This window comes from Bifidobacterium cuniculi (genome assembly GCF_000741575.1).
Taxonomy (GTDB): domain Bacteria; phylum Actinomycetota; class Actinomycetes; order Actinomycetales; family Bifidobacteriaceae; genus Bifidobacterium; species Bifidobacterium cuniculi.
The window spans coordinates 112,403-133,046 of sequence record NZ_JGYV01000005.1 but is presented as its reverse complement, the minus strand read 5'-3'; the positions used below and the strand labels follow the sequence as shown (position 1 = coordinate 133,046).

Sequence of the window (20,644 nt, the reverse complement as noted above, 5' to 3'; positions counted from 1 at the left end):
TATGCCTTGGGATTCACATCATGCGCGTAGACGGATCCCGGATCACTGCTCCAACTTCGCCTGCTCGGCGGCGAGACGCTCGGCCTCGGCGGCCTTGCGGGCGTTGAGGGCTTCGGTGAAGCGGGCGAGCTCCTCGTCCACGGCCTCGGTGGGGATCTTCGCGAAGATCGGGGTGGGCTTGGCCACGGGAGCGCCGACCTCGATCGGTTCGCTCTTCCAGGGACGCAGGGTCTCGCCGAGCACGTAGTCGCCGGTGATCACCGGGTAGGTGAAGGCGGGGTTGTCCAGGTCGGTGACTTCCTCGATGCGCGGCAGCGGCGAGAAGGTGCCGGTGCCGCCCAGCGCCTCGTGCACCTTCTGCGCGGAGTGCGGCAGGAAGGGGGCGAGCAGGTGGTTGGCGTCGGAGACGGCCTGTGCGGCGACGTGCAGCACGGTGCCCAGGCGCTCCGGGTCGTCCTTGATCTTCCACGGTTCGGTGGCGGAGATGTACTTGTTGATGTCGCCGACCACGGCCATCGCCTCATTCAGCGCGTTCTTCTGGCGGTGGTGTTCAATCGACTCGCCCACCGCGTCGAAGGCGGCGACGGTGCGCTCGAGCAGCGCGCGGTCCTCGTCGGTGAGCTTGTCCTCGACCAACGGCGGCACCTCGCCGAAGTTCTTGGCGATGAGGTTGGCGACCCGGTTGACGAGGTTGCCCCAGCTGGCGGCGAGCTCCTCGTTGTTGTGGCGCACGAACTCGGACCAGGTGAAGTCGGAGTCGGAGTTCTCGGGGCCGGCCACGGAGATGTAGTAGCGCACGGCGTCCACCGGGTAGCGTTCGAGGATGTCCTTGACGTAGATGACGATGCCGCGCGAGGAGCTGAACTTCTTGCCTTCCATGGTCATGAACTCGGAGGCGACGACCTGCTCGGGCAGGTTGAGGGGGCCGAGCTGGCCGACCTCGCCGCCGCGGGAGCCCTGGCCGTTGTAGGCGAGCATCTCGGAGGGCCAGATCTGGGAGTGGAAGGTGGTGTTGTCCTTGCCCAGGAAGTAGTAGCCCGGCGTGGACGGGTCGTTCCACCACTTGCGCCACGCCTCGGGGTCGCCGGAGCGGCGTGCCCACTCGATGGAGGCGGACAGGTAGCCGATCACCGCGTCGAACCACACGTACAGACGCTTGTTCGGATTGTCGATCCAGCCCGGCACCGGCACGGGGATGCCCCAGTCGATGTCGCGGGTGATGGCGCGCGGCTTGACCTCGCGGAACAGACCGGTGGAGAAGTTGAGCACGTTGGTGCGCCAGCCCTGACGCGTCTTGAGCCATGCAAGGTTCGCGTCGGCGAGCGCGGGCAGGTCGAGGAAGTAGTGTTCGCTCTCCTGGAAGATGGGGGTCTCGCCGTTGATCTTGGAGACGGGGTTGATCAGGTCGTCCGGGTCGAGCTCGTTGCCGCAGTTGTCGCACTGGTCGCCGCGTGCGCCTTCTGCGTGGCAGATGGGGCATTCGCCCTCGATGTAGCGGTCGGGCAGGGTGCGGCCGGTGGACGGGGAGATGGCGACTTTCTGCGTGCCCTTGTAGATGTAGCCGTTGGCGAGGCACTGGCGGAAGAGTTCCTGCACCACGAGCTCGTGGTTCTTGGTGGTGGTGCGGGTGAACAGGTCGTAGCTCAGGCCGAGCCTGCACAGGTCGGATGCGATGACGCGGTTGTAGCGGTCGGCGAGTTCCTGCGGGGTGACGCCTTCCTTGTCCGCTTCGACGAGGATGGGGGTTCCGTGTTCGTCGGTGCCGGAGACCATGAGCACGTCGTTGCCCTTCATGCGCTGGTAACGTGCGTACACGTCCGAGGGGACGCCGAAACCGGCGACATGACCGATATGACGGGGGCCGTTCGCATACGGCCATGCGACATTCACCATAATATGACTCATGCGCCCGATTATCCGGCCCAGCCCAGACACGCCGGGCAGCCATCATGCACCTTGCACCGGCGACTGCCAGGAGAGGCGCCGGACCCCGGACAAGGCAGCCTGGACGACGCCGGCTGCCGGAGAGACACCAGCGGTTCCGGCAGCTGAGCCGCACTGCATGATTGGCCTCTCATGCTCCCTTGGGCATATTCCCGTAGATCGGCAGGTCTCCCAATCCATCTCGCGGTCCCTGATTGGCAGCCGTCGCGTCATCCACATGTGTATAACTCACGTGCGTCGTCCACGATGTGGAGGACCGGCTGCGCTCATCCACCGCACTACCCACATCCCGGTGGACGACCCGCCGAAGCCGTCCACATATCCACATTTCTGCACTGCCCCATTTCCCTGCACGCGCATCATCGCGTAGACTCGCGCACACCATGACCATGGACGACAAGGGGAATCCCATGAACAACGTCACCGGCACACCGGCACCATACTCACAACCGACCTTCGATTTGCTGGAAGAGGCCTCACAACCCACACAGAGCGCACGGACACGCACGCCGCCGCGCGCGCGAAACACCAACCGCCCGCACGGCCACATCGTCCACCTGAAGGACCTGCCCGGGCCGCTGTCCATGCACCGGCTGGTGCTGGAGGGCATCCTGGTGCGCCTCGACGACACCCAGGCCTACACGACGCGGGACGCCGGGACGCTCGCCGGCCGCACCGCGATCATCAGGGAGCTGCTGCCGCCGGGGATTCCCGCCTGCGGCCGCACCGCCGCCTGGGTCTGGGCCGGCGGCGACTTCCCGCAGGTCCTCGACGTGCTGTCGCGCAGCCATTTCCGCGCACCCGTGGCCGGCCGCCGCATCCACACGCTGTCACGCCGCGTGCCGTCCGAACAGCTGACCGCGCTCGGCGACCTGCAGCTGACCACCCCGGCACGCACCGCCTGCGACCTGGCGCTCTTCCCCTACGACGAGATCATCCGCCAGCAGCTGCACGAGACCATGGTCACCGTCATGCAGCAATGCCACGTGGACGTGCGCGACTGCCTGAAGATCCTCGACGGCTGCCCGCACCTGCACACCGCGCGGCAGGCGCGGCGCGTCATCGGCGACTTCGCCTGCATCGCCTGAGCGCGGTGCAGGAGAATCAGGGAAAGGACGACCATGCGCCACGACCGCCGCACCGACCGCCTCAAGGCCATGCGACCGGAGCCCGAACCGCTGGAGGAGCTGTCCGCTCCCCCGCCGCCGCCCATCGAGCTGACGGCCGCGCTGGCCACCGACCCGCACACACCCGCGGACGTGCTGTGGCACATCGCGCGCCACGCGCCGCAGCTGCGCCGCTGGGTGGCCGTCAACCGCAACGCCGACGCACACCTGCTCGAGTACATCTCCCAGCAGGGCGGCCCCGGCGTGCGCGAGACACTGGAGATTCTGCTGAGGGAAATGGAGCGCAACCGGCCGTCGGCGGACACGACTACCGACGTCCCGCACACGCCACCCGCAACAGCCGACAGCGCGCATCCGCCTCGTCCTACATGCAACACGACGCCCGGGAACGGCCTCGATGTCCCACATACGTCATCTGCAGCAGCCGACGGCATCCACCAGCCGCGCCCCGCACGCAGCACGACAAGCCGGCTCGGGAACAGCCTCGATGTCCTGCACGAGTCCTCAACCGCCGACACCGCACCGCCACATCCAACACACGGTGCAGCAGCCGCGCGCACGTCGTCGGCAGCGCGGCCGCTCAGCCCTGGCGCCCCAGCGCCGCCGCGTACACCTGCTTCTTGTTCGCCGGCTTGCCATCCGGACCGGGATGCTGCGCCACCACCTGCGCGATGGCGTCCTTGAGCCGCAGGTCCTGCTCGGCGGCGAGCGCGATCGCCAGGTCGGCAAGTTCTTCGACGCCCAGCGACTGCATCGACGCCGCCTGCTCCTCCTCGCTGGCGCCGCCGATCACCAGCACCATCTCGCCGCGCGGCGGGTCCGCCGACAGGCCAGCGCGGATCTCGCCGATTGTGCCGCGGCGGATCTGTTCGTAGTCCTTCGTCAGCTCGCGGCACAGCGCCATCGGCCGGTCGGGGCCGAGGACCGCCTCCAGGTCGGCCATCGCCTCGTCGATGCGGTGCACGGTCTCGTAGAAGACGATGGTGCGCGGCTCCGCCTTGAGCTGACGCAGGTGGGCGACGCGTTCGCCATGCTTGCGCGGCAGGAATCCCTCGTAGCAGAATCGGTCGGTCGGCAGTCCGGAGAGCGCGAGCGCGTCGAGTACGGCGCTCGGGCCGGGCGCGCAGGTCACCGGCACGCCGCGTTCGATGGCGCGGCGCACCACCGCCAGGCCGGGGTCGTTGATCGTCGGCATGCCCGCGTCGGACACGAGCAGCACCGTCGCGCCTGTCTCGGCCTCGTCGAGCAGTCGGTCGGCCATGCCGCGCTCGTTGTGGTCATGGTTGGCCACCACGCGGCCGGAGACGTGTACGCCCAGCCGGTTCGCCAGCGCGTACAGGCGCCGCGTGTCCTCCGCGGCGACGACGTCCGCGCGCTCGAGCAGCGCGACGAGCCGCGCGCTGGCGTCCGCCGTATTGCCGATCGGCGTCGCCGCCAACACCACTGTTCCACGTGGAACATCCACTTGCATGTCACCATCAGTCATGGCCTCCAGTATGCGCGCGTGCGCCTACATGCGCCGCCCCTCCTCGATTACGCCGAAGAAGTCATGTCGCATGCGGGCGCAAAGTCACTCATTCGCGCACCTGGCCCTCTTTGTGGCCCACCTTGCAGGGCGTCACGCGCCCACATGCCACCCTCATGCGTTGAGAGATATCAAAATTCGCCCTACCGCCGCGTATGTCATTCGCAGATCCTTGATATTTCGCCGTTCTTACGCCACCCTACCGGCCGATATGCCGAAATTTGATATCTCTCAACGAAAGGTGGCACGCAATCCCCCATCTACGCACCCAGCCCACGTATCCACGCCACGGCCGCACCGCCCGCGCGCAGCGAACACTTATTGGGGGCAGTGGTTTGGCGGGGTCATTCCGGCCGCACCACCCCACACGCAGCGAACACGGGCAGGCCCGTCGGGTAGCGTGGAAGGCGACCCCGCAGCCGCATAGCCCGGCAGAAAGGCAGCACGCACCATGAGCGACACGTACCCCATCCGCCACGCACGCCACCGCAGCCGGCCGGCCATGCCGACCGCCGGCTGGCTGACCTGGCTCGTCACGCTCGCGGTGGCCGCGCTCGGCGGCCTGCTGCGCTTCGTGCGCCTCGGCGAGCCGCGTGCCGTCGTCTTCGACGAGACGTACTACGTCAAGGACGCCTGGACCATGCTCAACACCGGCGAGCCGCGCAACTGGCCGGAGACGATGGACTGGCACGGCCAGGCCGTCAACCCGAACGTCGCTTTCGCCGCCGGCGACACCGATCATTGGCTGCCCAGCGCGGAATACGTGGTGCACCCGCCCTTCGGCAAGTGGCTCATCGCGTGGGGCATGCAGCTGTTCGGCGGCGCCTCCAACCCCGCGGCGTGGCGCGCGGCGACGGCGATCGCCGGCACCGTGGCCATCATCATCCTCATGCGAGCCGTCCTGCGGCTGTGGCACGACCTGCCGATCGCGGCGCTCGGCGGCGTGCTCATGGCCATCGACGGCGTGGGCATCACGATGAGCCGCACCGGCCTGCTCGACGTCTTCATCATGGTCCTCGCGCTGGGCGCCTTCCAGCTGCTGCTCATGCACCGCGACTGGGCGCACGGCCGGCTCGAGCGGGCGCGCGCGGCGGGCGCCGCCCGCGCGCCCCGGATCTGGCTGAGCTGGTGCCGCGTCGGCGCGGCCGTACTGCTGGGCCTGGCGACGGGCGTGAAGTGGTCGGGCACGTATTTCCTCGCCGTCTTCTGCGCCATCAGCGTGCTGTGGGATGCGTGGATGCGCCGCCAGGCGGGCTTCGACGGCTGGTTCCTGCGCGGAGTGCTGGGCGACGGCGCGCTCACCGCACTCTACATGCTGCCAATCTACGCGCTGACCTATCTGGCGACGTGGACCGGCTGGTTCCTGCACACCGACTCGTACATGCACGACTGGGCGCGGCTGCACCCCGGCGAGGGCATCTCCTGGTTGCCGGAGACGCTGCGGTCCTTCGTGCAGTACCACGCGCAGATGTGGCAGTTCCACACCACGCTCGACACCCCGCACGACTACCAGGCGAACCCGCTGACCTGGCCGTTGCAGATCCGCCCGACGAGCTTCTACTGGGAGAAGCTCGAGGGGCATCCCGGCCTGTGTTCGCTGGCGCCGGACAGCCAGTGCGTGGCGGCGGTGACGTCGCTGGGCAATCCGCTCATCTGGTGGCTGGGAACGCTGTGCGCGGTGGCGGCGATCGTCATTGCGATCGCACAGCGCGGCGACTGGAGGATCTGGGCGGTGCTCGCGGGCTTCCTGGGCGGCTGGCTGCCGTGGGCGCAGTACCTCAACCGCACCACCTTCACCTTCTATTCCATCGTGTTGCTGCCGTGGATGATCCTCGCGATCTGCTACGTGTGCAACTGGATCCGCGAGACCTGCGACCCGGGACTGTTCAACGGCGTGGTATGGGGCATAGGCATCGTGTGCGGCATCATGTCGCTCTACTTCTACCCGATCTGGACCGCCATGCCCGTCCCCTACGACTTCTGGCTGAGCCACATGTGGCTGCGCTCGTGGATCTGAGCAGGCGTTCCCGAACGCGGCGTCATGCTCTTCATACTTTCTTTTAATACTTTTAATACTTTCGACTGGAGGTGCCTGATGCCCAACCCGTTCAATCCCACTGCCGGTGCAGTCCTTGAGTAGCAAGTCAGCAGCGGCAGCGAACGGAATCCCGGATTGCCGCGTCGTGCAGATAGTCGGCCTGTCCGCGTATCCCGCCCAGGGCACCGTCGACGAGTTCCCTGACCATCAGGCACTCCGGCGCAGGCAGTTGCACGCCTTCGCCGGACAGGATACCGAAGTCGGCGGCAGTGACGAATCCCCGGGACCGGTAATTGTCCGGGTTGCCTTCCACGAGCACTGCAGGATAGCCCATCGCCCGCGCCTTGCCGAAACCGTATTCGATGAGTTCCTTCGACACGTGCCTGCGCTGCCTGTCGGTACGTACCGCAACAGGCGCAAGCAGCAGGATGGTGTGCGTATCGCCAGTGAGCTGCAGACGCGAAAACACGGCGCTGCCGATGACGGCATCGTCTTCGAGCATGATCAGGTCAAGTTCCGGCACGTACAGGTTGGCTGCTCTGGTTTCCTCGACCAGCCTGCGCACCTCGAGGGCGTTGTGCGCATTCTCGGATTCGGTGAATACGTCCTGCACGAGACGCAGTGACTCCTCGAGCTCGCGCGCAGTGGCGGCGTTGCGTATGGTCCGCGTTCCCGTCATGGTTCCTCCCTCGTCCCTGCGTGTCTCCACGCTCCCTTGGTTTGCCCTGCCATCCGAATGCACACGGTGCGGGGCCAAAACCGCCATGTCGCCTGCCCTGCCGAGCTGGAGACACCGTCATACAGGGGAAAGGCAGCCATTCTTGTGCAGGTCATGGCTCATGGCTCATAACGTAGCGGCACGTGCAAATCGACACGCCGGAAATGGCAAACGGACCATGCAGAACATGGCCGCAGGTTCCGGGGTGACCCCGGTACGCCCACAGTCGAACAGGCCTCATGGATGCACATCGCCGTTGGATTGCGTCGTGCAGGCAGGACCGTGGTCTGCATGGACGAGGAGCAGTCACGCGACTACATCGCCCGAATCGCCGACATCATCGAACCCATGGAGCCACTGGTGGTCTATCTCGACAACCCCGACGTGCGCACCACGGTGGACCGCGTGCTTGACGAACGCGGGAACGACTGGCTCGAGGCAGTGACCGCCTACCACGTACGGCAAGGCTATGGACTGGAACACGGCCTGCAGGGATACGACGGATACATCGCCTGCCTGGAGGAACGCAAGCGTCGGGAACGACACATCCTGCAATCCTTGCCCCTGGCCTCATTGACACTCTCGCGGGACCTCGCGGCGTGGACGAGTTCCTCAAGCTGTACGACAGCGCAGGATGGACGCCACCTTCGGCCAGACAGGTGGCATGGGCATTGGCCGGCCGTGACGCATCCTTCGTGCTCAGGGCGGCCGGCGAAGCCATTGCGATGGCAGGGCTGCTTTCCGACCATGCCATGCACGCATTCCTCACCGAACTGGTCGTTGCACCGTCGTGGCGGCACCGTTGCGTTGGCGGTTGCCTCCTGAGGTACGTCGAACGGTACGCAGCAAGTAGCCTGCAGGAGGGCTGGAAGATCTGCGCTGACCTGCGGTCGTCGAAGGACGCCGAAGGCTTCTATGGCCGTCATGGCTACACGGCCATGCCCACAGCCACGGATGGACCGGGCATGGAACGCATGCTGACCCGCTAGGATGGGATGGCCACGGTCGCAGGCATGCGCGCCCGTGGCCATGTATATGTACCGGTATGCTTGCCGGGACGGAACGCCGAATCGAGAAGGAGGATGAAGGCAACCATGGCACGAATGGCACGGGGCCTGGCCTGCACGGCCGTACTGTCGTCCGTGGCAGGCTGCTGCCTGGTGGGTGCGTCCCGACGCCGTGTCCGCAGGTCCACCGACCTGTCCGGCCCGGACGCGGCGCAGTGGCGGGGATACATGACGATTGGCGGCATTGGGCAGTACGTGCAGGTGCGCGGCCATGACAGGCACAATCCCGTAGTGCTCTGGGTGCATGGCGGTCCAGGCTACCCCCTGACCTATCTGTCGCGCCACTACCAGCAGGGGCTCGAGGAACGCTATACCGTGGCGACATGGGAACAGCGCGGCAGCGGACGCACCCATCGCCATGGCAGGGGAACCACACAACCCGAGTTGACCCTGGAACTCCTGCTGTCCGACATGGACGAGCTGGTGGATCGGTTGCGTAGCGAATACGGACGGGGCAGGGTGGTGCTTCTGGGGCAGTCATGGGGCACCGTACTGGCTACCGAATACCTGCAACGCCATCCCGGGAAGGTATCCGCCTACATCGGCACTGGACAGGTCGTCGACTTCAAGCAGGGCAAGATCGAGGCGGCGCATGCCGCCACCGCACTGAGCGACCGGCAGACCGCCATGCGCCTCGAGGAAGATGCCCGGTCCTTCGCGCAGACCGAGTCGGTCGATGACATGGATGCCATACGGCTCGAACGCATGGTCGTCGATTCGCTCAAGCCGTTGCGGGGAGACCGGGAACTGTCCGGCATGCAGCAACTGTGGTTTGGCCTGACATCACCCGATTTCACCATGCAGGACTTGCGTTGGCTGCTGGCGGCCTCGGATTCCGAACGGATCATCCGGTCGCAGCGCGAATTGGTGAACTACATGTACTACCGGTACAGGCTCGCCGACATCACGATTCCCGACACCATTCCCGTCTGCTTCATCCAAGGCCAATCCGACTGGATTACGCCCAGCATGATGGTCCGTGACCTCTGCAGGTCGATGCCCAACCACGACAGGCGATACATCGAGATTGCCGGTGCAGGACACACCCCTTTCCTCGACAACCCGACGGCATTCAACATCCAGGCAACACGGTTCCTCGACACCTACCGCACCGACCTCTAGAGCACCATGTTGGATGGGGGCATCCCCGCAGCGAATGCCCATGGCGCCCATGCAGCCGTTGCACTCGACGCTCCAGAAAAATAACCGCCTTCGTCTGGCAAAGTGTGTCAGTACTACACGCTTTGCCAGACGAAGTGTGTCCCCCATCTGGCAAAGCGTGCGCTACCGACACGCTTTGCCAGACGAAGGCGAGCTTGTACAACCCATGCCGGGGTTCATCCCGTCATTCGCTCCTGACGGCGTCGAGCACGGGCTCCTTGATTGCGCGCCGGGCGGGCGAAACGCTGGCGACCAGGCCGACGAGGATGGCGAGCGCGAGGAAGAGCAGCAACTGGCCCCACGGCACGGCAATCTTGCTGATGCCCTGGTCGGCGTATACCGCACAGAGCACCACGCCGGCGAAGGTGCCGACCACGATGCCCAGGACCGTGCCGTAGACGGACAGGATGACCGACTCGATGGCGAGCATGCCGCGCACCTGCCCGTTGGAGGTGCCGACGGCGCGCAGCAGGCCGATTTCCTTGGTGCGTTCCGACACGTTCAGGGCAAGCGTGTTGACGATGCCGAAGATTGCGATGACAATCGACAGGGCGAGCAGCGCGTAGATGATGGCGAGCACCTGGTCGACCATCGAGGCCATGGAAGACTTGAACTCGTCCTTGTCCATGACGGCGATGGTGTAGTACGGCTTGGCGATCTTCTCCAGGTCCTTGCGCAGGGTCTCCAGGTCGGTGCCGGGCGCGGCCTTGATGTACAGCTGGTCGAGCATCTGCCAGCTCGTATCGCTGACCTTGTTCGCCAGCTGCTGGTTGACCAATACGCAGTCCACGTAGAGATAGTCCTCGACGATGGCACCGACCGTGACCTGCTCGCTGCGGGTGACTTCCTTGGTCTTGACCAGGGATTGCGGGTCCACGTGCTGCGCATCCTCGACCACCTGCTGCGCCTGTGCCACCTTGGATCGGGCGCCGTCGGCATCGCCTGCGAGGGCCAGCTGCCGGGCCTCGGCCTGCAGTTTGCCTGCCTGTTCCTCGACCTGCCGCTGGTAGGCTTCCTGAGCCTTGGCCGTGGCCGCCTCGTCGATGTCCGTCGTGGTGGCCTTCAATTCGAGCCGCTGGCCGAGCTTCCACCCGTACTTGTCGGCCAGGGACTGGCCGACCACCAGCTGGCCGTCCTCCAATGCCTTGGCGGCATTGCCGTCCTGCACCTGCGGCGGGGCAATCGTCGTGAGCAGCGCCGGCTGCGTGATGGCGGCCGGCACATCCTTGCCGCCGACGGTGACGCCGTACATTTGGCGGAGCGTGGCGCTGGCCTCGATGCCCTTGACCTGTTCCATCTCCTTGACAGCCTTGTCCTGCAGGGCTGTCGTCATCGACGCGGAACGCACCGCGTAATCGGCATCCATGCCCGTGTCCACCACGTCGTTGAGCGAGGCCTTGACGGAACCGGCAATCACGCCCAGGCAGCTGACGATGGCGATGCCCACGAACAGGGCGGCTGCCGTATTCGCGGTGCGCCGCTTGGCGCGCGCGAGGTTGCGCGAGGCGAGCCTGCCGGTCACCGGGAACACGTGGTCGGGAACCCAGCCGAGTATCTTGCCGGCGGGACCGACCAGGGCGGGACCGGCCACGATGACGCCGATGACCAGGCACACGGCTCCCAACGCCATCGGAATCACGCTGTCCATGCCGTTGACGGCATCCCACGGCGTCGGCTTGCCATCCCCGGTTGCCAGGCCGTAGGCCAGCCACCAGGCCAGCGCACCGAACACCATCATGGCAATGCCAATGGCACCGCGCGTTCTGACGGGCTTCTCGGGGTTGACCGTCTCGTTCATCGCCTGGATCGGCGGTGCGGTCGCCGCGGTCCTTGCCGGGATGGATGCGCCCAGCACGGAGACGGCGATGCCGATCACCACGCCCCATACCACGTCCATGGTGGAGGGGGCCGCGGAACCGGACAGCGCATAGCCCATCTGGTTCATGCCCTGCGCAATCAATTCAAGCAATCCCCAGCCCAGCAGGACACCGATCACGGAGCCGACCACGCCCAGCAGGACGGCCTGCACGACCACCGTGAGGAACACCTGCGCCGGCGAGGCGCCCACGGAGCGCAGCAGTGCGTAACCGCGCATCGAATCGCGGACGATCATGGTAAAGGTATTCGCGATGATGAAGGATCCCACGAACAGTGCAATCACGGCGAATACCATGATCAGCGGCTGGATGAAGCCCAGCTGTTCCTTCGTGCTCTTGGCATCGTCGGCGCGCGCCTGCTCACCGGTTTCCACCTTGACCTGCTCCGTGGAGCCGAGCGCCGCACGGATCTTCCCGGCAAGTGCTTCCTGCGCCTTGGCGTCCAGCGGCGTGTGCTCGTCGCCGTAGACCCCGATGGTGCCGACCTTGTCCGTGTGGTTCGTCTCAACTGCGAGCTGCCTGGCAAGCGCAGGGGAAATGGCGACCAGGGAGGCACCCATCTGTGCGGCATCCGTGTCGAAGGTGCCGACCACCTTGAATTGTTCGGGCCCGTCGGGCAGTACCAGCGTGGCAGTGTCGCCCACCTTCAGCCCGGACTGGTCGGCCGCGCCTGCATGCAGGGCAATCTCGCGGTCGTTCTCGGGCCAATGGCCGTCCGTCAGTTTCGCGGCACGCCACGGCTGCTGCGCATCAATGCCCAGGAGCAGGGTCGGGGCACCACCGCCGTTAACCGCGGTGCCGTCCTTCTTCACCAGGACCGCGCCCATGTAGTTGTAGAACACCTTGGCGCTGCTCACGCCGTCAATCTCCTCCAGCGTACCGGCAACGTCCGGGTCGATGTCCTCGTACTGGACCTTGCCGTCATCCGCCGTGCCGGACGGTTCACCATCGTCGTCCGTCTTCACCACGGAACTGGAGACGTACACGTCCGCGTCCGAATTCGACGCCATCATGCTGTCGATCTGCGAATCAAGCATCTCGCCGAAGCAGAAGGAGCCCACCACGAAGGCGACACCCAGCGCAATCGCTATGATCGACATCACGAAACGACGCATATGGGACTTCGCGTCCCTCAAGCCGATCCTGATCATGCGCGCGCCCCCTTGCCCTGGGAGGAACGCTCCCCCGTGCCGGCGGCCGGGTCGAGGATCTCGTCGACGGTCACGTCATCCTCGCCGGCGAATACCTCGAGGATGGACTCGTACGACGGATGCTCCATGTCGTGCGTGATCCTGCCGTCCGCAAGCACGAGCACACGGTCCGCGAAGCTCGCCGCGCGCGGGTCGTGCGTCACCATGACGATCGACTGGCCGTACTCGCGCACCGACTGCTTGAGGAAGCCGAGCACCTCGCGCGAGGAACGCGAATCCAGGTTGCCGGTCGGCTCGTCCGCGAAGATCACCGACGGGCGCTGCATCATGGCGCGTGCGCATGCCACGCGCTGTTGCTGGCCGCCGGACAGCTGGCTGGGACGGTGGTCCAGGCGGTTCTCCAGCCCGACGACCCGCACGATCTTGCGGAACCAGTCGCGGTCGATCGGCCGCTTGGCGATCTGCAATGGCAGCAGGATGTTCTCCTCGGCATCCAGGGTGGGCACCAGGTTGAAGGACTGGAAGATGAATCCGATCTCCTTGCGGCGCAGCCTGGTCAGCTGCTTCTGGTTCATGGAGGACACCTCGAGCCCCTCCACGTCCACGGTGCCGGAAGTCGGGGTGTCCAGCCCGGCCATGCAGTGCATCAACGTGGACTTGCCCGAGCCGGACGGCCCCATGATCGCCGTCAGCTGGCCGCGCCGGAACTCGACGTCGATGTGGTCGAGTGCCACGACCTCGTTCTCCCCCGAACCGTACCGCTTGCACAGGTCACTCGCCCGCGCCACCACGGGATCACTGGTACCATGCTGCCGCATGTTCTGCTTCGCGCTCTTGGCCACGATGTCTCCTTTTTCTCTTTCGGTTTCCCGCCGTCGGCGTCCGCCGGTGTCGTATGGGTTGCCATACGCATGTTGCCCAGCATGCCTCACCAGGTATGTCCCGCATGGGTGAGGTCGCCGCAAACGATTGGGTCCTTCCATCCTGCCGTGCGACATTGGCGTTTTCAGGGACAATCAGGGTAGATTCAGGGTATGAATCAGGGTATGGCCCGTGTCGCACACAGCGAAGGCAAGGTCCATGGTGGCAGCCGGGACGCCATCGACACGGTGACGGCAGTCACCTTTCCCCGGCGGGATTGGTGAGGAATGTCACCGGTGGCCGGCAGGGAGCAATCATCGGCGGCCTGCCACGGCGGGCGGAGCGGGCGTGGTACACAGGAAAACGGCGTCTGGGCCAGGTGACCGCTTCCGACCGCTTGTGTCGAAGAATCGCTTGTGGGCTTTATCCATTCATTGCCAACCTGCTCAAGGACCCGCGCGGGGCCATCGCCGGCTGGATCTGGTCGAGCCTGTTCACCCTCCTGGGCTACTTCTTCGGCGGCATCCCCGTGGTACAGGAGAACTTCGAACTGGTGATCGTCGCCATCCTCGGCCTGGTCAAGGCGAAGTCCGGCAAGAAGAAGTCCGCAAGCGTCACCGAGACCGCCAAGACGGAGACCACGCCCCACACGCAATCCGACGCGAGCTGATCCCCCCGTTCCTCTCGTCGTTTTGTTGTTGTGTCGTGTTAGGGCGGGCACCCGCTCGGGGGTGGCTCCGTACTTAGGGCGGGCACCGGCTTGAAGAACTCAGAGTTCTTCAAGCCGGTGCCCGCCCTAAGTACGGAGCCACCCCCGAGCGGGTGCCCGCCCTAACACGACACAACAACAGGACAGGACTGGACAGGACAGACATCAACGCCGGCGGATGGAGAAGAATGAGGTCAGGCGCCGGGGGATGCTCGGCTTTCTGATCGTCGGCAGTGTCCTCGCGTAGAGCATGCAGGCCAGCCCGGGACCTTTCCCCGTCGTCCTGACCATCTGCTCGCCATAGCGCACAAAGCCGCGATGCTCGTAGAACTGCCAGGCACAGCTGCTGGCGGTGTACAGGAAGACCTCCCTGCCGGGCTCGCGGCGCGCCAGTTCGGTAAGCAGGGCGGTGCCGACGCCGGACATGCCGGCGTGCGGGTCGACGGTCAGGAACAGGATCTCGCCCACGCAGGTAGTCGTCGAGCATGACGCGCTTCGCACGCGCATGGCCGGCCTCCAGATTGCCCACGGTCACCACCACGTCCATGGCACGCCACACCAGCCGCGCACCCAAGGGCAGCGGACGGGTCTTGCCACCCCGCATCCTGGCGAGCAGCACGCCCAGGAGACGGTCGCCGTCATAGGCGCCGATGACCTGCGTCGCCCGGCGCAGCCCCGTACCACAACCACCAGGCGCAGGCACGGCGTAAGGGTTCGCAGGGGACGAAGGCGCCGCCCTCCATGGCGAAGGCCACGGCCGTTGCGCAGTCGCGTCGCGGGAGGTTCCTGATCTCGACAGCCATGGTCACGGTTGTAGCACAGGCGGGGCCTGCCGGGCAAAATCCCGGGGATCGCGACGACGTGAGCGGCGAACACGTCGCACACTCCGGCACCCGTTTCGTTGCGTGCGACGTGCGGACGCCACGAAACCGCGTCATTGCGCCGTTCGACGTAATCACGACGTCGCACGCAACGAGACTGGCGCCGGAGCGTGCGACATGCACCAGCTCGGAACAAGGGACTCCCGTGGCCCGATTCCCCCGGGCAAGGCCTGCTCACACCAAGCTGTCGCCTGGGCACTGTCGGGCCACCGGCCAAAAAGTGTGTCCGGAATCGGCCCTCACGCCAATCAGGAGAGCGCGTAAGGGCCGATTCCAGACACACGTTTCCGTCGTATCATGCCGTTGCGCCAAAACCGACCCTCCGAACGGCATTTCGTTCCCTCGAAGCTCACACCCACCCACTCGGTATAGTTCAACGCCTACAATAAGTCCTCATGCAATACATTTCCCGCGTCATTGACGACGCACGCCTCTTTGGCTATGTCCCCGACAACTCCGAGGAGATCCTCCCCAACCGCACCCGTACCACCGTGCTGGTGATCCCCGGCGGCGGCTACGAGATGACATCCGACCGCGAAAGCGAGCCGATCGCCCTCCAGTTCCTCGCGGCGGACTGCAACACCTTCGTACTGCGCTACTCGTGCCGTCCGGCCACCTACCCCACCCAGCTGCTGCAGGTGGCGGCCGCCCTCGCCGAGATCCGCGCACACGCGGACGAATGGCATGTCGACCTAGACCGCATTGCCGTCATCGGCTTCTCCGCCGGCGGCCACCTGGCTGCCGACTTCGCCACGGGCGCCTCGGACGAGGTGCTGCGCGCCCACGGCTACGACCCGGACGAGCTGCGCCCCCAGGCGCTCATGCTCGGCTATCCGGTGATCACCGCAGGCGAATTCCGCCACGACGGCAGCTTCAGCGCCCTGCTCGGCGAGGACTACGGCAAGCAGGAGAAGATGGACGAGGTAAGCGTGGAGCAGCACATCGACGCCCGGACTCCCCCGGTCTTCGTGTGGCACACCGTGCCGGACGACTGCGTGCCGGTCGAGAACACGCTCATGCTGGTCGAGGCCTGCCACAAGGCCGGCGTGCCCGTCGAGGCGCACCTCTTCCCCAGCGGCGGCCACGGACTGGCCCTCGGCACCGCGCAGACCGCCTGGCAGGGCGTCAACGGCATCGAACCCTGCGTGCAGACATGGATGAAGCTGGCCCTGGACTGGCTGGCCCGCCTCTTCGGCTGACCGGACGCCGCAAACCCATCCGGCTATCTGCCTTAAGTGCGTGCGCGGCAGCTTTCTCGGAGGTCCATCTGCCTTAAGTGCGTGGCAACGAAAACCGCCACGTCCGCACAAGCCACGCCAACAAAAACAAATATCATTGTTTAGCTCAAACGGCCATTGATTTTCGTATTGTTCGCGTATGACAGCGACAGATGCCACGCACTTAAGGCAGATGGACCTCCGAGCCTGCCCGAAAACACGCACTTAAGGCAGATAGCCATCCTCCCGGCCCCTGACCGGCCCTGACAGGGCACCAATGGCGCCAAAGCCACAGGGCAACCAGACCATAGCCGCCGAAATAGCGGCCCCGCGACACAATGAGGGAGATTTCAGGAAAGGACGTGACGCGATGCCGATCGCCGCATGGCAACAGATTCTCGAGCAGTTCTCCGACGGTACGGGACGCCGCGCCCCGCTCGCGTCGCATGAGATCACCGCCCGCGACACCACCTCGCACCAGGGCTTCGTCAAGCGCAAGCGCATGAGCCAGGAGGAACGCCAGCTGCAGATCCTGCGCGCCGCCGGCATGGTGATCGCCGTCAAGGGCTACTGGGGCATGACCCTGCAGGACATCTCCGACGAGATCGGCCTGAGCGAGGCCGCCCTCTACCATTACATCGATTCCAAGGAGGACCTGCTCGACATGGTCCTCACGGAAGGCTACGACACCACGGAGGCCAACGAGTTCAGCGCCCTCACCGCGAGCGTGAGCGACGTGGATGGCCACCGCGTCTACTTCTTCCCCCGCTACCTGCTGAACACGGTGCTCTACAACATGCAGCGCCCCGAGATGACCCAGCTGTTCTGCGTCCTGTCCGGAGAGGCCCTCAACCCCGACCATCCCGCCCACCGCTTCTTCACCGGCCGCCACAACCGCCTGTGGGAGATGGTCGGCTCGATGAGCTGGCTGCTACCCCCGGGCATCGACGAGGAGAAGCTCTTCGACCTGTACACGCTGGCTGCGAGCGCCATCGACGGCCTGCAGACCCGCTGGCTCGCCGACGACTCGCTCAACCTGGTCGACGAGTGGGTCCGCTTCAGCGAGACCATCTTCCCCGCTGCCACCTGGACCGGCTATCTGGACCCCAGCGAGCACGACCCCGAGGACACCCGCTGCCTGCTGCCCTACACCCTCCAGGAGCGGTAGGAAATTGTTCATTTTTCGAACAAAATCTAGGGGCGAGACACCCCGGGGTGTCTCGCCCCTAGATTTTGTTCGAAAAAATGAACAATTTCTTATGCGCCTACCCCATCTCCTCCATGAACGCGTAGTACGCGCCCATCAGGCCGGCGTTGCCGCCGTGCTTGCAGCGCTTGATCGACGTCTTGAAATCCCTCCAGTCGCGCAGGGTATCCAGCGCGTCCTCGAGCATGGGCAGCAACCTGGGCTCGCGGCTGATCGAACCGCCGATGAGCACGGCCTGGGGGTCGACGGTGGCGACGACGTTGAGCACGGCGACGGCCACGTACTTGAGCCAGCGTTCCACGATGGCGTACACGCGCGGGTTGTCGAGCTGGCGGAACAGGGAGCTGGGCAGCACGTCGCCGGGGGCGCCGCCGAATTCCTCGGCGTACCATTCGCTCAGCTTGGTGGTGGACACGAAGTCGTGCAGCGGCAGCGGGCCAGCGGAGTCGTAGTTGATGATCATCATGCCGAATTCGGCGGCACGCCAGTCCTTGCCGCGACGCAGTTTGCCGTCGAGGAACATGGCGCCGCCCAGGCCGGTGTCGAGGGTGAGCAGGACGAAGTCGTCGAGTTTTCTCGCGTTGCCGGAGAGCCGTTCCGCCATCGCCGCGCAGTTCGCGTCGTTCTCCAGCCACGTGGGGATGTCGGGCCGGCCGATGCGCTCCACGAGCTCCTTGCCGACCTGCCGGCGGCGCAGCATGGCCAGCACGCCGGCGGACTGCGCGGTCTGCACGGTCTGCGTCTTCGTGTCGATGAAGCCGGGACAGCTGATGGACACGCCGTCGAGCGGCACCTGCTGGCGCAGCACAATCTGGCCGAGCGCCTCGTAGAAGGCGTCGACGTCCTTGTTGGGCGTGGCGATGGTGCCGGGGATGCCCATCCTGCCGTCGGTGAACAGCGCGTAGCGCGTGAAGTTCGTGTTCACCTCGAACACCAGCACATGGTGCTTCCTGGACTGCTGTGTCATGTCAATCTGCTTCCCGGGCCGCGAAGGGTCCCATCGTGTGGTGCGGTGCGCCGCTGCTAGACCTGTCCAGTGTAGCGCCGACCGCGCCGCGCAGGGCCGCGCACCACCACGGGATTGCGCGGCCCTGCGCGGATTAGCGTGCCAGTTCCTCGCCGTCGGCGAAGACGCGCACGGCGAAGGCGCCCATGTCGAGTGCGCCGTCGACGCCGGGCACGCGCACGCCGTCCACCGGCGTCTCGCCGACGTTGATGACGAAGGTGAAGACGGTGCCGTCGTCGGCCACGCGGCGGCTCGCCTCGATGCCGTCGGGCAGGTCGAGCGCCTCGATGCCGGCCTCGGCGAGGATCGGGTCGATGACCGCCTGCATGCCGGCCTCGTCGAGTGCGGTGCCGACGAACCAGGCGCGGCCCTGCCCGAAGTCGTTGACGGTGACGGCCGGCGTGCCCACGTAGAAATCGCTGCCGCCGTAGCTGGCGACGGCCTGTGCACCCTCCGGCTCGATGACGCTGGCGACGATGCCGCCCTGCGCCGCGTGGCCGTCGGCGAACCGTACGTCGATGCCGTCGCCCGGGGCGAGCGCGTCGATCTCCTCGACCCACACGCCGGTGAGCGCGCGCAGTTCACCCGGATAGCCGCCTTCGACGACGAGATCGTGCCCGTCGTGGATGCCGGCCATGTAGCCGGTGACGAAGCGGCCGCCGCCGCGCACGTACCGTTCGAGCGTGTCGGCGACGCCCGGCTTAACCATGATGAGCGCGGGTGCGACAACGAGGTCGTAGCCGCGCAGCCGTTCGAGCGGCGTGGTGCTTTCGATCATGTCGACGGCGACGCCGCGGCGCCACAGCGCACGGTAGAAGCGGTGCACCTCGTCGGGGTAGCGCAGTCCCTGGGTGGGGCCGACGCAGCCTTCGAGCGACCAGAAGCTGGACCAGTCGAAGATGACGGCGACCTTGGCGGGCACCGTGGAGCCCATGATGGCGGCGGCGCGGGACTCGAGGTCGGCACCGAGGGCCTGGACTTCGCGCCAGGTGCGAGATCGGTCGGAGTCGTCGTGGCCGATGACAGCGCCGTGGAAGCGCTCGCAGCCGCCGCGCGACTGCTTGAGCTGGAAGAACTGCACGGTGTCGGCGCCGTGCGCGACGGCCTGCCAGCTGAGCTTGCCGACCTCGCCAGGACGCTTGGCCTTGCAGTAGGGGAACCAGTTCTGCTGGTTGGGCGTCTGCTCCATGAGCATGAAGGGCTTGCCGCTGCCGACGCCACGCATGAGGTCATGGCACATGGCGGTGAAGCTGGGCTGCGTATCCATGCCCGGGTAGTTGTCCCAGCTGACCACGTCCATCTCGCGGCCCCAGGCGAAGTAGTCGAAGTCCTTGTAGGTGCCCATGAGGTTCGTGGTGATGGGGGTGGTGGCGTCATGCTCGCGGATGGCGTCGCGTTCGATGCGGTAGCAGTCGAGGAACTGTTCGTTCTGGAACTGCCGGTAGTCCATCTGCAGGCCGGAGATGACGCATTTGTCGGCGCTGATGGCGTCGCCGGCGAGCACGGGCGGGATGATTTGGCTCCAGGCGGTGATGGTGTGGCTCCAGAAGTTCGTGCACCACGCCTCGTTGAGCGCCTCCAGCATGCCGTACTTGCGTTCCAGCCACGTGCGGAACTGCCGGGCGCACTCGTCGCAGAAGCAGTAGGAGGACCAGCCGCCGGCGTTGCCGTACTCGTTGTTGACGTGCCAGCAGACCACCTCGGGGCGGTGCGCGTAGCGTTCGGCGACGCGCGAGGCCAGAGCCTGCGCCAGACGACGGTAGTCGGGCGAGCTCGGGCAGAAATCGTGCCGCCCGCCGAACAGTTGCCGGCGCCCGTCGATATCCACGCGCATGGCCTGCGGATATGCGGTGGCCAGCCAAGCGGGCACTGCGGCAGTGCCCGTGGCCAGCGTGACGGACCAGCCGCGGTCCGCGACGGAGTCCATGATCGCGTCAAGCGTGGTGAAGTCGTAGGTCGCCTCGTCCGGCTGGAGCAGGCTCCAACCGAACACGTTGACGGTGGCCTCGTTGACGTGGGCTGCGTCGAGCAGGTCGAGGTCATGTTCCCACGTATCGCGTGGCCATTGCTCGGGGTTGTAGTCGCCGCCGAAGAGGAATCGGGGGAAAGTACGGGTCATGGGTGCTCCTTTGTGTCGGGCTCGCCTGGTGGCGCG

Annotated in this window: 16 protein-coding genes and 1 pseudogene; 8 read left to right on the top strand and 9 right to left on the bottom strand. The window is 66.0% G+C overall.

Annotation, left to right across the window (positions count from 1 at the left end):
- Positions 1 to 42: 42 nt before the first annotated feature.
- Positions 43 to 1,905 (bottom strand): methionine--tRNA ligase, encoded by a 1,863-nt coding sequence (gene metG, locus BCUN_RS04615; RefSeq protein ID WP_033516138.1) that lies wholly within the window; start codon positions 1,903 to 1,905, stop codon positions 43 to 45.
- 422 nt (positions 1,906 to 2,327) lie between these two features.
- On the opposite strand from metG, the gene BCUN_RS04610 reads away from it, so the two are divergent.
- Together BCUN_RS04610 and BCUN_RS13030 are read left to right on the top strand one after the other, a co-directional pair.
- Positions 2,328 to 3,032, top strand: a complete 705-nt coding sequence (locus tag BCUN_RS04610; protein ID WP_152598093.1) for a hypothetical protein — start codon at positions 2,328 to 2,330, stop codon at positions 3,030 to 3,032.
- 33 nt (positions 3,033 to 3,065) lie between these two features.
- Complete coding sequence (locus tag BCUN_RS13030; RefSeq protein ID WP_476559205.1) at positions 3,066 to 3,755, top strand: variant leucine-rich repeat-containing protein; 690 nt, start codon at positions 3,066 to 3,068, stop codon at positions 3,753 to 3,755.
- Here the strand turns inward: BCUN_RS13030 and rsmI are convergent.
- Positions 3,652 to 4,557: a 16S rRNA (cytidine(1402)-2'-O)-methyltransferase gene (rsmI, locus tag BCUN_RS04605; RefSeq protein ID WP_051920762.1), complete on the bottom strand. Its 906-nt coding sequence runs from the start codon at positions 4,555 to 4,557 to the stop codon at positions 3,652 to 3,654. The genes BCUN_RS13030 and rsmI overlap by 104 nt on opposite strands.
- Positions 4,558 to 5,047: 490 nt before the next feature.
- Between rsmI and BCUN_RS04600 the strand changes: the two genes are divergently transcribed.
- Positions 5,048 to 6,613 (top strand): dolichyl-phosphate-mannose--protein mannosyltransferase, encoded by a 1,566-nt coding sequence (locus tag BCUN_RS04600; protein ID WP_081895534.1) that lies wholly within the window; start codon positions 5,048 to 5,050, stop codon positions 6,611 to 6,613.
- 127 nt (positions 6,614 to 6,740) lie between these two features.
- Here the strand turns inward: BCUN_RS04600 and BCUN_RS04595 are convergent, their stop codons facing one another.
- Positions 6,741 to 7,313, bottom strand: coding sequence for a GNAT family N-acetyltransferase (locus BCUN_RS04595; protein ID WP_033517778.1), 573 nt, complete (start codon positions 7,311 to 7,313; stop codon positions 6,741 to 6,743).
- 345 nt (positions 7,314 to 7,658) lie between these two features.
- The gene (locus BCUN_RS12235) at positions 7,659 to 7,898 is read right to left on the bottom strand and encodes a hypothetical protein (protein ID WP_033517780.1); all 240 of its coding nucleotides are present in this window, start codon (positions 7,896 to 7,898) and stop codon (positions 7,659 to 7,661) included.
- Between the two features lie 53 nt (positions 7,899 to 7,951).
- Between BCUN_RS12235 and BCUN_RS04585 the strand changes: the two genes are divergently transcribed.
- Together BCUN_RS04585 and BCUN_RS11375 are read left to right on the top strand one after the other, a co-directional pair.
- Positions 7,952 to 8,341: a GNAT family N-acetyltransferase gene (locus BCUN_RS04585; protein ID WP_033517781.1), complete on the top strand. Its 390-nt coding sequence runs from the start codon at positions 7,952 to 7,954 to the stop codon at positions 8,339 to 8,341.
- A 105-nt stretch (positions 8,342 to 8,446) separates the two neighbouring features.
- The gene (locus BCUN_RS11375; protein ID WP_160257653.1) at positions 8,447 to 9,541 is read left to right on the top strand and encodes an alpha/beta fold hydrolase; all 1,095 of its coding nucleotides are present in this window, start codon (positions 8,447 to 8,449) and stop codon (positions 9,539 to 9,541) included.
- 223 nt (positions 9,542 to 9,764) lie between these two features.
- Here BCUN_RS11375 and BCUN_RS04575 read toward each other — a convergent pair whose 3' ends face one another.
- Positions 9,765 to 12,608, bottom strand: coding sequence for an ABC transporter permease (locus BCUN_RS04575; protein ID WP_033517783.1), 2,844 nt, complete (start codon positions 12,606 to 12,608; stop codon positions 9,765 to 9,767).
- Positions 12,605 to 13,426: an ABC transporter ATP-binding protein gene (locus BCUN_RS04570; RefSeq protein WP_033517788.1), complete on the bottom strand. Its 822-nt coding sequence runs from the start codon at positions 13,424 to 13,426 to the stop codon at positions 12,605 to 12,607. Before BCUN_RS04570 ends, BCUN_RS04575 begins: the two co-directional genes overlap by 4 nt.
- A 497-nt stretch (positions 13,427 to 13,923) precedes the next feature.
- On the opposite strand from BCUN_RS04570, the pseudogene BCUN_RS12230 reads away from it, so the two are divergent.
- A pseudogene (locus BCUN_RS12230) lies at positions 13,924 to 14,139 on the top strand (DedA family protein); the annotation flags it as partial.
- 204 nt (positions 14,140 to 14,343) lie between these two features.
- Here the strand turns inward: BCUN_RS12230 and BCUN_RS04560 are convergent.
- A complete protein-coding gene (locus BCUN_RS04560; RefSeq protein WP_051920760.1) occupies positions 14,344 to 14,685 on the bottom strand; it encodes a GNAT family N-acetyltransferase in 342 nt (113 codons plus the stop codon).
- Between the two features lie 769 nt (positions 14,686 to 15,454).
- Between BCUN_RS04560 and BCUN_RS04555 the strand changes: the two genes are divergently transcribed.
- Together BCUN_RS04555 and BCUN_RS04550 are read left to right on the top strand one after the other, a co-directional pair.
- On the top strand, positions 15,455 to 16,258 hold the full coding sequence (locus tag BCUN_RS04555) for an alpha/beta hydrolase (RefSeq protein WP_033516939.1): 804 nt from the start codon (positions 15,455 to 15,457) through the stop codon (positions 16,256 to 16,258).
- A gap of 388 nt (positions 16,259 to 16,646) precedes the next feature.
- Entirely contained in the window at positions 16,647 to 17,444 is a 798-nt protein-coding gene (locus BCUN_RS04550; RefSeq protein WP_033516941.1) for a TetR/AcrR family transcriptional regulator, read from the top strand.
- Positions 17,445 to 17,541: 97 nt separating this feature from the next.
- Here BCUN_RS04550 and BCUN_RS04545 read toward each other — a convergent pair whose 3' ends face one another.
- The gene (locus tag BCUN_RS04545; protein ID WP_033516943.1) at positions 17,542 to 18,450 is read right to left on the bottom strand and encodes an ROK family protein; all 909 of its coding nucleotides are present in this window, start codon (positions 18,448 to 18,450) and stop codon (positions 17,542 to 17,544) included.
- A 133-nt stretch (positions 18,451 to 18,583) separates the two neighbouring features.
- Complete coding sequence (locus tag BCUN_RS04540) at positions 18,584 to 20,608, bottom strand: beta-galactosidase (protein ID WP_051920758.1); 2,025 nt, start codon at positions 20,606 to 20,608, stop codon at positions 18,584 to 18,586.
- Between the last annotated feature and the right edge of the window lie 36 nt (positions 20,609 to 20,644).

Coding starts and splice junctions, on each gene's coding strand:
- BCUN_RS04570 (WP_033517788.1), bottom strand. CDS start 13,426: ATGCGGCAGCATGGTACCAGTGATCCCGTGGTGGCGCGGGCGAGTGAC.
- BCUN_RS11375 (WP_160257653.1), top strand. CDS start 8,447: ATGGCACGAATGGCACGGGGCCTGGCCTGCACGGCCGTACTGTCGTCC.
- BCUN_RS04560 (WP_051920760.1), bottom strand. CDS start 14,685: ATGCGCGTGCGAAGCGCGTCATGCTCGACGACTACCTGCGTGGGCGAG.
- BCUN_RS04550 (WP_033516941.1), top strand. CDS start 16,647: ATGCCGATCGCCGCATGGCAACAGATTCTCGAGCAGTTCTCCGACGGT.
- BCUN_RS04595 (WP_033517778.1), bottom strand. CDS start 7,313: ATGACGGGAACGCGGACCATACGCAACGCCGCCACTGCGCGCGAGCTC.
- BCUN_RS13030 (WP_476559205.1), top strand. CDS start 3,066: ATGCGCCACGACCGCCGCACCGACCGCCTCAAGGCCATGCGACCGGAG.
- metG (WP_033516138.1), bottom strand. CDS start 1,905: ATGAGTCATATTATGGTGAATGTCGCATGGCCGTATGCGAACGGCCCC.
- BCUN_RS04540 (WP_051920758.1), bottom strand. CDS start 20,608: ATGACCCGTACTTTCCCCCGATTCCTCTTCGGCGGCGACTACAACCCC.
- BCUN_RS04575 (WP_033517783.1), bottom strand. CDS start 12,608: ATGATCAGGATCGGCTTGAGGGACGCGAAGTCCCATATGCGTCGTTTC.
- BCUN_RS04555 (WP_033516939.1), top strand. CDS start 15,455: ATGCAATACATTTCCCGCGTCATTGACGACGCACGCCTCTTTGGCTAT.
- rsmI (WP_051920762.1), bottom strand. CDS start 4,557: ATGACTGATGGTGACATGCAAGTGGATGTTCCACGTGGAACAGTGGTG.
- BCUN_RS04545 (WP_033516943.1), bottom strand. CDS start 18,450: ATGACACAGCAGTCCAGGAAGCACCATGTGCTGGTGTTCGAGGTGAAC.
- BCUN_RS04610 (WP_152598093.1), top strand. CDS start 2,328: ATGACCATGGACGACAAGGGGAATCCCATGAACAACGTCACCGGCACA.
- BCUN_RS04600 (WP_081895534.1), top strand. CDS start 5,048: ATGAGCGACACGTACCCCATCCGCCACGCACGCCACCGCAGCCGGCCG.